A 16,251-nucleotide genomic window follows, 5' to 3' on the forward strand; every position below is an offset into this window, starting at 1 on the left:
AATCAACTTAACCTTCCGATAGTCCTGATAGGATTAATTTTGATTGATCCAGGAGGAACAATGAGAACGTTAATGAATAGTTTCCGCCATTTAGTGTTGGTTACCTACTTGCTTTCACTGGCATCTTGTGTTTTACCAAAAAACGAAAATCTGAGCCAAACCATCTTACAAGAGATGAACCAGGATACAGGAGCTTCAAAAGAATTTGCTGGATTGGCTTCAGCGCAAACAATTTCCTCCAATAAAGTGCAATTAAGTTGGGTGCCATCAACAAATCCTGATGTTATTGGTTATGCCGTTTATGATACCAGCTTAGCCTTTAATCCAAAATTAATTAAAACGGTAAAAGCACCAGCAGAGGGAGTGGCCATCACCAATTTATCTCCCCAGACTTTCTATTCATTTAGGGTGAATGCATTTAAAAAAGACCAAGTTAATGATCCAAATAAAGTCGATATTGGAGCCATACCTTATGGAGGTATTTCTTCCGTAGAAGTTCAGAGTTCGACAACGGCAGTTTTTAAATATGCTGATGGAAGTAATGCAGATAAGATTTTAGTTTACTGTAAAGTTGGATTGCTTGCTATTGAAGAAACCCTAATTGCTACAATTACAAATACGACAAATTCGCAAAGTTTGATTTCTGATTTAATACCAGGAGAAACCTATAAATGCAGAGTTGTCTTAGATATTGGTGGGTTTCAAGATAACAATACAACTACAGTTACTTTTATTCCATTAGGTGAGGCTTCACAACTTGTTTTTTCCTCACAACCAACAAGTGGAAGCGCTGGCGTGGCTATTCCAGGACAACCCGTTGTTTCTATTCAAGACAGTAGCGGTAATGTGATTGTTGCAGGACCTGATTCTACGGCTCAGGTAACCCTGACCATTGCACCTCCTGGAGCTGGAGTGGTTGTTGGTACATCTACAGTTACAGCAGTTAAGGGAGTGGCCACATTTACGGGCCTAAGTTTCCAAGAGGCGGGATTAAAGTCTTTAAGGGCGACAAAATCAGACACTTCAAATCAAACAAATGGTTCAGCGCCCTTAACAGTTGATTCGGATAGTTTTACAATTTCTCCAGGACCAGTAGACGCAACAAAATCCTCCATCAGTATTTCCCCTGCCGTACCTCCTGCAACTCCATTGGTAGCGGATGGCAATGCCTCCTATTCCGTCATCATCACTTTAAAGGACCAATATAATAATCCGATTTCAGGTATTAAACCCACCTTTGCATCTTCAATTTCAGGAGACAATCTAACTCAACCTTCGGCATTTACAGACTCAACGGGAAGCTCTTCAGGATCAATAAGTTCAACCATCGCAGACACTTCGTCACCTTTTAGATCTTTAACGATTTCATCTCCGGCGGGTTTAGGAACCCTTTCGGTTTTGGCACCTTTTGTTCCTGGAGTCGCTACAAAGCTTGGCTATATTGTTCAACCCGTAAATTCGCCAGGCGGAGCCTTAGGGATGGCCCCCATTCAAATAGCTATCATGGATGCTAACAGTAACGTGGTTAATACGGGTGCGGCTTCGACATCTTCAATTACCGTATCCATTGCCTCGAATGTTAACGGCGCGGTGCTTTCAGGAACGACAACTGTTACTGCAGTTAATGGAATTGCTGCGTTTAGCAATTTAGGAATTGACAAGACTGCAGTAGGATATAAGCTGCTAGCCAGTTCTGGAAGCTATATTCCCTCCTATAGCAATTCGTTCAATATTACTTCGGGAACTCCGCAAAAAATAACAGTGACCTCAGGATCAAATTCTGTGGTTTCAAATGTTTGTAGCGGAGTTATTACGGTCCAGCTTAAAGACAACGGAAATAATCCAGCAAATGCCATTCAAAACACCCCCATTTCAATTTCAGGTTTAGGTAGTGGCTCTTTATATACAAGCAGTACTTGCAGCGGTTCACCCATTTCAGCAACTCTAACGTTTGCAGCAGCCACAAATACGAAAACTTTGTATCTAAAAGACTTATCCAGCGAAACCTTAAATTTAGTCTTTAGTGATACCTCCAGTGTTTTAACCACTGGTACCTTTACAATGAATGTATTGCCGAACAAGATTAGTATCGCAGCCAACATGCCCTCACCTCCAGCTGCTTCAGGCACACCGATGTCAGTTGTGGCAGGAGCTTGTTCACCCGCAATTGTTATCACTCCAAGGGGCGAGAATGGCACTCCCGGACCTTTACCAGCCATTACGAGTGTTTCAATCACAGGGTTAATCGGTACAAGTGCGCAAATATACTCAGACTCAAGTTGTACGCAGCTACTGACTCCCTCTAATGTCTCTTTGCCAATCACTGCAGGAACAGGGACTTACCCAATTAATATTTATTTAAAGGATCCAAAGTCTGAGGCCTTGAATCTCAATGTAACAGATAACGCAGCCGTTATGACTTCGACTTCTTCAAATCAACCAATTTCTATTTTACCCTCTAAAATTATTTTCAGCGGCCCCACGACTGTTGTTGCCGGAAGATGCTCAACGGCTTACACCGTGTCACTCAAAGACGAGCAAAATAATCTTGTAAATGCAGATACAAATAAAACAATAAATATCAATGGCCTTAGCGGGACAACAACTGGAGCTTTTTACAATACAAACAATTGCAGCGGTTCGCCATTGAACACACAACTTGTTATTCCCCAAGGGAGTCCATCGGTAATGGTCTATTTCTCAGACACAACAGCTGAAAGTTTAACTGTTCACCTGTCAGATCCCAATGGTCTAATGAGCAATTCAGCATCGATATCCATAGGAATTTCCCCTGCGGCATTTCAAATCACCGGGCCAACACCGGCAAACTCTAAAACAACGGTTTGTGCAGGTCCATTTACAGTCAACACCTTAGATGGAGCGACTGTACCTAACATCACGGCAGCTATTAATTCGATTGTAGCCAATCTAGCCCAATCAGGTTACGCCGCCGGATTTATTGATGCTGGGAAATTTTACAGTGATAGTCATTGCGGCACCCAAATAAGTAGTTTGACTTTTAATTCAGGAGATAATTCTAAAATCTTCTATTTTAAAGGCCAATACCCTGCCGCATCCCTTACAATTGCGGCGTCTGATGCGGCGGCAGTTTTAGATTCAGGTTCCACAAACTGGACAATCCTTGGTGAAAAGGGATGGATTGGAACTCTTGGCAGTTTTTTGGATTCCGCTGGAGAACTCCTCTGGTTTAGAACAGGAGTCAGCCCGGTTTCGGCAAGAATGGATGCTCCTTCGACTATTAGAGATTTAACTTTTGATTCATCTAAAACGTTTCTATATGCAGTGGATGAGTCTGGCCAAAGAATTATTAAATTTGATTACGTAAATCAAAGATATGTCGGATGGCTCGGTGGATTTTCTAATCCAAATAATGCAGCGGCACTCATTTCAGGAAGCAAGAAATCGCTTTACCCAGCTCTGCCTTCCTCAGCAAGTTGCATCGCCACCACCTCGGGAAACGTCACACCGGGATGGTGCTTAGGTGGTCAATCTTATGCTTCAAGTAATTCAACCTCTGGAGTTTTATATAAACCTCGACAATTGACAGTGGACAGCACTTACGTCTACGTAACCAATTACAATTCCCACATTGTCACCAGATATGATGCTAATTCTGGAGCCTATGCAGGCTGGATAGGAGGAATAGCTTCAACACCCACGGGAATTGGTCCTGGAGGTCCAGGAAGCTGTACAAGCACATCTTCTGGTATTACGCCTGGATGGTGCAAGGGGGGGAATAATGCCGCAAACACCAGCTCCACATCAACGTGGGGGAATGGAAATGGTTACATGTACTACCCGAATGCCATCGCAAATGACGGCACGTATTTATACGTCGGTACCTACGGTGCTATCTTAAGATTTAATCTAGCTAGTGGTGCTTTTGCAGGGTGGATTGGCAAAGCCTATACCACTCAACCAACCTCAGGTGCTTCGGGCTGTACCTCCTTATCTTCTGGAACAACGACGCCTGGATGGTGTTATGGTGGTACCTTTCAAAGTATCAATCCAAATACTGCCACAGGAATAGGAAGCCTAAGGGGAGGAATTAACTTTCCAAGATCCATATATTTAAAAGATGGTTTTCTTTATGTTCTTCATAATGATTCTAGTGGAACTATAAACTATTATAATGCCTCTACGGGAGCGTATGTCGATAGACTACCAAGCTTGTCTTTTAATTGGAATGGGTCTATCGATTTTGTTTTTGATACAATTACAAATCTATTTTATGTTGCTGACACATCAAGAGTCATCGCTGTGGATAGCGATGGATTAGTTAATGGCTGGCTTGGTAAAGTCAATAATACTAGTTCACTCACATCGGCGCTTGGCTATACCGGTGATTGTTCTGTTCTTGGAACCAACGACAACACCCCTGGATGGTGTTTAGGCGGATCTGCAAAATCTGGAATGGACGAACAGGCTTTTGAGGAAAGCTATTCTATAGAAAATGACGGCAATGGAAATATTCTCGTTGGAAATTACCGAACCGCCTTAATTAAAAAATATAATATGACGACAGGAGCCTACATTGGCTCCTTAGGCTATTCAAGCACGGCCCCTGAAGAGTGGTCAAATGACGCTACTACCGAGGCTGAATTGTATGGTTTTGGAAATAATGATTTTTATTCCCCGATGGGAGGATATAGTGACGGCACTTACCTCTACGTTTCAGATTGGGGAAATGGAAGAGTTAAAAAAATAAGCTTAGCAACCGGAAAGCTTATTGGTTGGATTGGTGGCGTCACAACTACGCCCACAGGAGGAACACACTCAGACTGTGTGACAACAAATCCTATGTCAGTGACTCCAGGCTGGTGCACAGGAGCCTTGGCTAATCCTTGGTACCATATTCTTAACTTCGCTGGAAGCGGTCAAATCAGTGGATTGATGCAAATTCCTAACGGAATTACTGGAGATGGAACCCATATTTATGTGACAGATCAGGCTTTACATCGAATCAACAAATTTAATGCCGCAACGGGAGCTTTTGTTGGGTGGGTTGGAAATATCGCAACTTCACCAACAGGAGGTGCCGGCGGCTGTGTGGGTGCCACTGTGGGAACATTCACTCCTGGTTGGTGTACCGGCGGTCAGAGTGGCTCTGGAACCGGCGATGGGATGTTAAATTACCCTAGCGCTATCACCTATGTGGCGGCCTCTGGAAAATTATACGTTGTTGATAATTTAAACCATCGAATTTCTTCTTATAACCCCTCAACAGGCGCCTTTACAGGCTGGATTGGGCGTATTGGGTCAGCTCCCAGCGGAGGATGCTCCACAGTAGACAATGGCTCTTACAACGTTTCTACAGGAGGTTGGTGCACGGGTGGAACCTCTGCCGAATCTAGTGGTTCCGGCGATAAATTTGGCGGATTTAGATTTTTTCATTGCACTGGCTGTTCACCTTTATCTGCATTCGGTTATCCTGGTGGAATTACTTCCGATGGAACAAATTTATATGTTTCTAATTTTTACAATTTTAGAATTGATAAAATTAGTTTAGATGGAACCTGGCAATCTGCAGTTCTTTCAAGATGGGATCAATATACCAATACTTGGCAGTCAAATGGAGCCGTGGTTGGTGGATGGAACCCAGGATGCGAGTACCCCATGGGGCTTTGGACTGATGGTACAAATTTATATGGAACTGGTTATAGCATGTGTAGTTATGGTCAATCTGGCGTAGCTGTTTGGAAAATGAATTTATCATCAGGAAATATGATTGGATGGCAAGGAGGAGTTTTACCAGGTGTTTCCATTGTTGGCGGCGAAACGGGGTGCATTGGTGCCAGCACAAAAACACCAGGTTGGTGCCAAGGGGGTGCCGCCATGCAGGGATTTAAGCTGGGGCAATTCAGCAATGCTTACTATGTAACTGGTGAGACATCTGGAAGTTATATTTATGTGATAGATGCAAACACGAACAGAGTGACTCGAATACTGAAGTAACTTTGAGTTTTTTAGAGGTGGTTTTCTTGAAGTTGATAGGACGTTTAATTAAATTAACTTTCGCTATTCTTTCAGGCTTTTGCTTGATGACTTCGCTTTCATGCAGAAGTGGAGGATCTGCGACCGGTGTTATTCCAACAGAATCTGCAGAATCATCCACTCCCCCAATCGTCAATATTCCAACAATTGCCTTTCCCTTGACGAGTCCCTATTATTCTCAAAGCGACTTTTTAGATATTTCTGGCTTGTGTATGGTTGGATACACGGTGGGTTTATCAGGATCCTTTAATGCACAAGAAATCTGCGAAAACTCCATGTTTACTTTCAGAGTGAATAAAAACACTGATGGTGTTTATGCCTTTTTAATCACCCAATCAAGTCCAAACAATGTTATTTCTAACCCTGTTTCAATACTTTGGGTGCGGAAAACAAGCGTCTCGAGTCCCGGCATTAAGTCACCGGCCATTAATCCCTACTTTTCTGCCGAGGGGGTTCTGACTATTTCCGGAGCCTGCGAAACAGGTGCGACAATTAGCCTCAGTGGGGACGGAGCCGGATCCACAACCTGTCAGGCATCACAATTTAGTTTAAGTCTTCCCAAAGCTTCTGATGGAGATTTTAACTTGTCGATTATTCAAGTAGACCAAGCCGGAAATTCTTCCACATTACCCTTTGTATGGAAAAAACACTCTCTGACAGTCCTCCCATCCCATCCAACTCTGACAGTAAATACCCCTCAGGTATTGACACTAAGTGGAGGTACAGAGTCTTTTTCCGTATCTATTTCAACAAACTCTTCGGGTGGTAACTACAATTCATCCACAAAAACCTACACTCCTGGAATTGTTGCCGGAGGAATTGATGTCTTAACAGTGACGGACAGCATAGGAGAAACAACTCAAATACAAATAACTGTTGTTCCCGGAGACCCAGATCATTTAGAAATGGGATCACCAAGTGGAGACAATCAAACCGGAAACCTTGGACAACTTTTGCCAACGGCCTTAAAAGCAAAAATAGTAGATAAATACGGAAATGGAATTTTCAATTACCCATTGTATTTTCAAAAACTATTAGGAGATGCCGAAATCGTTGACAATCCAATTCAATTTTCTGATTCTGCTGGTGCTGTTTCTGTCAATGTAAGAATGGGATCAGGAGCCTTATCAAACCAAATTAAAGTAGGACCATTATCGGGCGTTTTAATGGATGTGAACGCCACTGGAAATACCTCACTTCTTTTTAATGAACTCACTCTTTCAAGTTCTGCGGGGTACATTGGAGCGCTCTATGGGATTAGCCAAAATCCACAAGGAATGGTGGTGGCAGATTTTAATGGAGATGGAATCCAAGATATGGCGGCACTCAATTCAGGTGATCCAAGTATTGGCATTTTGTTGGGATCAGGTAAAGGAAATTTCAAAAAAATGACAAAGATCCTTTCTTTGTGTAGCTCTCCTAATGGGATTTCAAATGGAGACTTTAATTCTGATTCCAAAGTTGACCTGGTTGTTACCTGCGGAAGTTCAGCTTTTTATTCTTTGCAAATAATTCTTGGAAATGGAGATGGCACTTTTCAAGTACCTGCTAATATTGCTATCGATGCCAATGAAAACATTCCCTATGGAATCGTCGTAAGTGATTTTAGTGGTGACTCTAAACTTGATATAGCAACCACCTCAGCTGGATCTGGAAAAGTCTTTGTGAGAAAAGGCAATGGAAACGGAACTTTCCAAGCTCCAGTTTCATACGATGTCGCCAGCTCACCAGGGGCTTTAACTTATGTTGATGTCAATAATGATGGGAAACTGGATTTAGTTGTAGTCAATTCTGGTGATAACACCGTATCCGTTTTAAAAAATAATGGATCGGGAACATTTTCCACATTTGGACTCTACGGAACTGGGGTGGCACCTACAGCTGTGGCAGCGGCGGACTTTGATGGTGACGGATTTGCCGATTTAGCCATAGTTAATAATTCAGATAGTTCTGTTTCTATTTTTATCAATGATCAGACAGGACATTACAATGCAGGAACTGATCTTTCTGTAGGAACGAACCCAAACTCGATCATAGCTAAAGATCTAAATGGAGATAGCAAGATTGATTTAGTTATCAGTAATGGATCTGATAACAGTGTGAGTGTATTTTCTGGCGCTGGAAACGGAGTTTTTACCAATATTGCAAACGTGGCCACATTGACTAATCCAAATCAGGTAACCGCTTTTGATATTAATACCGATGGAAGTCAGGATTTATTGATTCTTGGATTTAGCTCTCAGCAGATTCAAGTTTTACCCGGTAGATCCAACTTTTCATTTGGATATCTTTCTACCGTTGGTGCAAATCCTGTAGCCATGGTCATCGTTGATTTGAATAAAGATCAAATTCAAGATGTTGCTGTTGTTAATAGCAATAGTAAAACGGTTAGTCTTCTTCAGGGTCTAGGAAATGGACTTTTCAATCTCACATCCACGTTAAATACAGGTGACAATTCAAATGCCATTGCATCAGGTGATTTACGAAAAAACAAAACTAAAGATTTGATTGTCACCTGTCCCAATCTGGGGCATGTGAAAGTTTATCTGGGTAATGGCGATGGTAGCTTTGCTGCCCCGGTAAATTATACAACGGGAGCTGGCCCCTCATCGGTAATTACCATTGACTTTAATAATGATGGACTTTTAGATATTGCTACCGCAAACCTATCCAGCAATACGGTAAGTGTCCTATTAGGAAATGGTGACGGAACCTTTCTTACCAAAGTTGAAAATCCTGTTGGTAATGGTGCCACCAGTCTTGTTGCGGCAGATTTAAATGGTGATAGAAAACTAGATATCGTTGTCGCCAATCTATATAATAATTCTATCAGCGTACTTCTTAACAACGGTGATGGAACCTTTCAAACTCAAGTAGAGTATTCTTCGGGTATGGGAACAATAAGTCTGCTGGCAGCTGACTTTAATAATGATGGAAAAGCAGATATTGCTGCGACGAATTCTGCAGAAGGTACTGTGAGTATTTTTATAGGTGTAGGAAATGGAGCTCTTAATTCTCCAAATGTTTTTTCAGCGGGCTTAGATCCAAACGGCCTCATCGCTGCAGATTTCAAGGGAAATGAAAAACTTTCTTTAGCTGTTGCCAATGGTTACAACAACACTTTCACTGTATTATGGGGTACTGGAAGCGGTCAATTTACGACCTCAACCACTTACTCTTCTCAAGGAAGTTTATCTGCAATAGGTGTTGGCGAACTGAATGGGGATAATGTCAGTGATGTCCTTGTTCTTGATAGTATTTCAAACAAACTGGAAGTGTGGATTGGACATTAAATTTAAGAGGATAATTACTTTATTTGAGTTGATCTTGATGTCATTTAGCTTGTCTTCATGCACTATTGCTTCAGATCCAGAGGGAAATAGTGGTACTTCTGCCATTCTTGAAAGCATTAATTTGGTTTCTTATACAGAATCAAAAGCCCTTGTAAAGGTTATTGGATCATTGCCAAGAATTAGTTCAGTAGAATTAAATGAAGTCATTTTTCATACCAAATTAGATTGCTCCGACGACCCCATTGGTCGAGGTCTACAAAAAGATTTTTTGACCACCGGTATCGAAATCCAAGTCTTCATTGATAAAAAAACAGATATTTATATTCAATCAAACACTTCAAGCGAATGTCATTTTTTAGGAAGTTATACTTTCACTTCATCTCCGCCAGAACCTCCCACTCTTTCTAAGATGATTCCCGCTTCCCCTTCAAGGACATCAACGACGCCAACACTTTTTGGGAAGGCATTACCAAACTCGAAGGTCTATTTCTACAAGGAACCTAATTGTTCCACCTTATTAGGAAATGGAAGTGCCAATGATTTTAGTTTAATTGGAATCATTTTAAATGTCCCTTCGGACAGTCAAGTTGAAATCTATGGACAAACAAGAGATCCATTAAATAAAGTATCTATCTGCCAACTTTTGACAACCTATCAACATATATCCAGCGGTCCAGATCCTGTGGTTTTTTCATCAACGGCTCCAGCTTCTCCGAACAATCAATCAACCAACCCAACTATTAAAGGAGTCGCATCTTCGAATTCAGAAACTGTGGCCCTATATAAAGATCCTGGCTGCTCCGATCTGATTTCTTCGGGAACAGCCGCTGATTTTAATTCAATAGGATTTTCAATAAATGTGAATCAAAATGTAAGTTTAACAATTTACGCTAAGGCCTTAGATGGAAATGGCAACCCATCTGTTTGCAGTTATTTAACAAGTTATCTTTTTGATAATGTGGCACCCTTAGCTCCCGTATTTAACTCGACAAACCCAACCTCCCCGACGAGGTTAACAATTTACCCCCAAGTTAAAGGAATCGCTTCCGTAGATACAGCAACTGTTAAGTTTTATAATTCTCCTTTGTGCCTTGTTCAGACAGGACTTGGAAGCAAAATGGATTTTGAAGGCAGCGGAGTTTTTGCAACTGTTGTTCAAAATTCAATCACGCCAATTTATGCAAAGTCATTCGATTTTGCAGGAAATGGTTCTGCTTGTACCTACTTTTTAGATTTTAAAAATCAAACCATTGCGCCAGATATTCCAGCATTCGGAGGAACAACACCGGCCTCACCCAATAATTTGACTCCCAATCCATTGATATTTGGAACAGCCTCTGAAACCACAGTGAGCTTAGATTTCTATTCAGATTCTACTTGCAATAGTTCTATAGGTTCAGGAACGGCTAGCAGCTTTAATGGAAGTGGTATTCAACTAAATACACCAAACATACCTAACTCGATAAACTTGACGCCGATATATGCCACAGCGACAGATACAGAAGGCAATGTCTCAACTTGTACACAAATTGCCACCTATGGTTACTCTACGGCCGCAGCAGCTAATGCCACTTTTATAGGTTCGGTACCCTTATCACCCTCCAGAACTTCAACCACACCCTTCATAGTTGGAAGTGCCCCCATTTCAGTGGCTCAAGTTTATCTCTTTAAAGATGTATCTTGCACTCAGCAAATAGGTTCTTCTACAAAGAATGTTTTTTTTGCTCAAGGAATTCAAGTTAATGTTTTACCCAATAGCGTGACAACAATTTACTCTAAAACACTTGATGTCTATGGAAATTATTCTAATTGTTCGTTTTTAACTTCTTACACCCACGACAATGTTCCTCTCTTTGATCCCTTAATTATTTCATCAACTCCGTCTTCGCCAAATAATGCTTCCTCAAACCCAAGCATTTTAGGCTCAGTCGTGATAAATGTTCCTGGCAAGATTTTACCTATGAACCAAGTAAAGCTCTATGACAGCTTTTTATGTATTAATGAAGTAGGTTCAGGAACGCCCAATTCTTTTACCACAACAGGAATACAATCCACCTTGGTTCCAAATAGTGTCAACTCAGTATATGCTAGAGCCTTTGATGCCGCAGGAAACAAATCAAATTGTGCCTATTTGTTAGATTATCTTTTTGATAATATTCCTCCTGGAAATCCATCCTTGGCATCTGCAACTCCCATGACGCCTTCCTATACCAGAGAGACCAACATTGTGGGCGTCATTTCAAGTTCTCAAAATCTCACGGCGCTCGCTTCCGTTTCCATTTATCTAGATTCCTTATGCACTAACTTGATCACATCAGTTTCACCGGCTCAATTTACTTCTTCAGGAGTCCTTCTTACTAGTAATCGCAATACCACGACGCCTTTTTATGCTCAAGTTCAAGATGCGGTTGGAAATAGATCAAGTTGTTCCCTATTAGTTAACTTTCTCCATAATGATATTGGTCCAGCGAATCTAATGACCACTCAAAATATAGATGGATCTGTGAACTTAAATTGGAATACTGATAATACGGCTAGTCCTTCTCCAAAATATATAATCAAAAAAGCAACTAAAAGTGGAGGGCCTTATACGGTTATCGAATGGAACAACTCAGGTAATTCATTTAAAGATAGTTCCGTATCTAACAATAAAAACTATTATTATGTGGTTGCAGCTACTAATAATACAGGAACTAGCAATAATTCATCCGAAGCCCATCGTCTTGTTTCCGCTGGCGCCGCTCAAACTGCAACAATGTTAGCTGCGACACCAGGAGCCAAAGTTGTTGAACTCTCTTGGCAAGGATATTCTCCAGATATGTACTATAAAGTTTTGCGATCGACCCAGCATGGAGGCCCTTATACTGAAATTAAGTCAGGAATTACAAGTACAACCTATAAAGACACAACTCCATCAAATGGCACGACGTATTTTTATGTTGTTAAAGGGGCGAATCCCAATGGAGTGAGTGTTCAATCCAATGAGGCTGTAGCCAGAGTTTTAAGTGCCCCTAGTGCTCCTCAAAATCTCGAAGGATTTTTAATTATGCAGAATCCTAATTGTGCCGGAAATCCTGGTATCACCTTAACTTGGACAGCACCAAGTTATTATAGTGCCTTTATGGTTCGAAGAAGTGCTATTCCTCAATCGACTCAAGACTACATAACGACATCCGCAACTTCATATACTGATTGCAATTTGAACACAAACGATACCAATTTTAGAGCGAACCATTATAGCGTCCAAACCCTATGGGGTCCATCTTCTGCTTACGTAAGGTCTCCGCTTTCCCAAACAGTAGGGTTTTCTTATTATTCAGGTACTAATTTTGTTGTCAATCCAGGGGATAATAAAATGATTCTTTCCTGGACAGACATTTATCCTGCTGAATCCTATCAAGTTTGGCGTTCAGACCAAGCCGGTTGGCCTAACTCAAATTATGTCCTCCTCGATGGGAATGTCTATGGGACAGTCTACACAGACAATACAGCACTGAATGGAACAGCTTATTTCTATATGGTATTAGCAAACTACCAGAACAATCAAACTGGAGGAAACGGCACCGAAGTGGGTAGGACACCAAGTGCGACATCTGGGGTCCCCTCTAACTTGCAAATTACCGAAGATAAGGGAAGTGGAAATCCATCTCTGGGTTGGTCTGCACCAGAAAAATATAATTATTTTAATATTTACAGATCTACTGCCTTAGGCGGCCCTTATGGCTATGTTGGCTCTTCTTATGTAAATTCCTATATCGACAACTTATCAACTCCAGATTTCTACTATTATCAGGTTGTGAGTGTTTGGGGTCAGGTAGAGTCACCACCCACAAATATACAATCTTATCGATTTGGTATAACCAACGTCACGGCTACGGCATCAGCAAGTCAAATAACACTTAATTTTTCATCGGTATCGGGTGCCAATCAATACCAAATTTATCGAAGTTTAAGTGAAACCGGATCCTTTTCACTCATTGATACAGTAGCATCAAGTCCTTTCGTAAATTCTAGCTCGTCCCCGGCCGCTCACCCTGCTTTGAGCGGGCAAGGCTATTTTTATTCCGTAAGACCCTCTTTCCCTGATGGAACTTTTGGACAGCATTCAAGCAAAGTAAACGCCCAACTTACAAGTGACAATGTTCCTTCGGGATTAACTATTGTAGCCTCTAGCGCCTCATCCATTTCACTTAAGTGGGCAAAAATTAATAATGCTACTCTCTATTACGTATACAAAGCGACAACCTCAGCAGGTCCTTACACTCTCGCCACAACAGTCTCTACTAATGAAGCTTTTGTCGGGGGATTGATTGGTAATACAGATTATTATTTCAAAGTGGAATCAAAAGTGGGAACCCAGGTTTCAAATAAATCTAATTTCATCCAAGGTTTACCTGTGGATATGCCAGAACAACCATCCTATGAAAAAGGAAATAACCAGATTAGTCTCTCATGGACGGCCCTTGCAGGTGCCACTTCCTATATTTTATACAGATCTTCTGATTTGATAAACTACACTCCCGTGTTGAGTTCTACCCTCAGCACCTCTTTTTCTGACGTGGGGGTGACGAACGGGAGTATCTATTTTTACAAACTAGAAGCTGTTTTTTCCTTATATTCTTGGACTTCCGAGTCAACTAAGGGAATCACACCAGGTATAACCCCCGCTGCTCCTCAGGGACTTGCCCTAGTTGAAACCTTATCTTCAACTAGTGTTAAATTAAGTTGGACATCGGTATCAAGTGCTAATTTATATAAAGTATATCTTTCTTCGGTTAGTGGTGGCCCCTGGGGGACTGCCGTACTTAGTAGTTCAGCAACCATTGGCATCGTCTTAACTGGTTTGACCACAGGGGCCGTTTACTATGCTTGTGTGACGGCATTAAATGGATTGCTTGAGTCTGGTTGTTCCTCAGAAATTTCCTTCATTCCAATCACCCCACCCAGCGCCCCTCTTGTCGTTGCAACGGGTGTAGGTATTGACCTCAGCTGGGGAAGCGTCGCCGGAGCGGCAACCTACGACATCTATCGATCCACAAACAAATTTATTTTTGAAATCATAGCTACTGGAATTGCCCCTACGGGATACTCTGATCTCACAGCAACAGCTGGTCAGCATTATTACTATAGATATGACCCATGGAATCCAAGTGGAAATCCGTATCCCTGGTCTGCCCCTTCAGTCGATATTGTCTTTGGATCATCCATTGCTATTCCAGCAAGTCTTTCTCTGCTTTCCCTGGACGCAAGCAATGTTGTCTTAAATTGGGCTCCCTCTAGTCAAGCTGCCAACTATAAAATTTATAGATCCCCAGTTTCGGGATCAGGACATGTATTAATTAACACGCTTAGTGCTTCTTTAAATGAATATACAGATTCTGGTCTATCCGCTGGAACAGATTATTATTATACAGTGAGTGCGGTAAATTCTTCAGGCGTTGAATCTGGAAAATCAAATGAAGTTGGAATAAGAATGGTAACAGGACCAACTTCTATTAGTACATCAAATGTAGCAAATAAAGTTCAAATATCTTGGAGCAGCCTAGCTGGAGCCAGCTCTTATGTGGTATCCAGAAGCGATTCCTCAGGAGGGCCCTATGGTTCTGTAGGGACAACAGCATCGAACAGTCTCCTGGATTCAAATATTGTTAATGGTAAAACATACTACTATGTCGTTGAAGCCAAATTTTCTGGAACGATAAAATCAGCTATTTCAAGTGAAAGTTCGATTTCTGCAATTAAAGTTATGAATCTTCAGGTCCCGATAGAGCTCACTGATCAAACACTGGCCTCGGACGTGATGGCGGTTACTTTTAATAGGGCGCAAGTAAGTTTAGATACTTCAGAATACGATGGAACCGTATCCTATGACTTTGAAATCCTAGCAACAAATGCAGATTCCAACAATTCAAATGTCGAAATTGTAGATTCCTCTGGAATAACCAAAGCAACTGTCATCATACCTTCTGGAACCTCTTCATTTACCAGATTAAGAAGCAGTTTCATCCCAAATGCAGGATTTGATTTTTATCAATTGAAGCTTAGCGCAACTACAAATAATTCAGATGTCAAAATTGAACAGGCAAGAATTTTGGTTACCCAAGTAGGGGCCAGCAAAACAAAAGTTTTTATCCCTCTCTTAGCCTCATCTAGGACACCATCAAGCATTGATGGTAGTTTACCCGTTGAAAGTACAACCAATAATAATTACTTTGTATTAAATAGTTCAACTGAATTTATCAGAGATTTAACCAAGTATTCAAAGTTAATAGCAAATAGCCCATGGGAATTTGAAGTCATCGTTAGTTCAAATGGCGGCAAAGGAGTTGTCTCCTTGTTTAACCAAAACCTTCAACTTCCTGTAGAAGACACAGAAATAGAATTTTCAGATAGTGCGTTAACGATTGTTAATTCACCTTTTAATGATGAAATTCAAAATTTTTCAAGTCCTGCAAATGATTTAAATATATTCAAAGTGGCAATGAGATGCACTAAAGATTGTAATTTAGGAGCTGTAAATATTTATAAAGCGGGAATCTGGATATCCTTGTCGGATCTTAGCAAAGTTGAGCTCATATTTAGAAATTCATTAGCAAAAGGCTCTCTCCTCACACCCTCTATAATGGAAGGAGGACGCACATTGATTGATCTTAGCCAATTTTCAAATCCAATATTCAATTTTCGAGTCATAGCCTCAGCGCCAGCTGGACTTTCAGGAGACTTTATGTTGCTTACTGGTGGTGTTTTGGATAGCGGCACGGCAGGAACAAGTATCATTTCTGGAAGTAATTTATCTTTTAGTACAATGGCACCTCTATCCCAGCAAACAGTGGCACCGCTTTCCTTAATCGGTAATGACAGGTACATGATGAAAGCGGATCCCAACGGTGGTGAACTGTCCCTTCTAGAGTCAGCGATAACCGTTAATCTCTCTCCATAGTTC

General features: G+C 41.3%; 3 protein-coding genes. All 3 read left to right on the forward strand.

The genetic code is table 11. The features are described 5' to 3' along the window. The first annotated feature begins 60 nt into the window (after positions 1–60). The 3 genes from J0M15_05995 to J0M15_06005 are packed head-to-tail and all read left to right on the forward strand — an operon-like array spanning position 61 to position 16,248. A complete protein-coding gene (locus tag J0M15_05995; GenBank protein ID MBN8536585.1) occupies positions 61–5,976 on the forward strand; it encodes a fibronectin type III domain-containing protein in 5,916 nt (1,971 codons plus the stop codon). A 26-nt stretch (positions 5,977–6,002) separates the two neighbouring features. After that, on the forward strand, positions 6,003–9,308 hold the full coding sequence (locus J0M15_06000) for a VCBS repeat-containing protein (GenBank protein ID MBN8536586.1): 3,306 nt from the start codon (positions 6,003–6,005) through the stop codon (positions 9,306–9,308). Next, a complete protein-coding gene (locus J0M15_06005; protein MBN8536587.1) occupies positions 9,235–16,248 on the forward strand; it encodes a fibronectin type III domain-containing protein in 7,014 nt (2,337 codons plus the stop codon). Before J0M15_06000 ends, J0M15_06005 begins: the two co-directional genes overlap by 74 nt. Positions 16,249–16,251 lie beyond the last annotated feature (3 nt).

The organism is Deltaproteobacteria bacterium (genome assembly GCA_017302835.1).
GTDB lineage: Bacteria > Bdellovibrionota > Bdellovibrionia > Bdellovibrionales > Bdellovibrionaceae > UBA2316.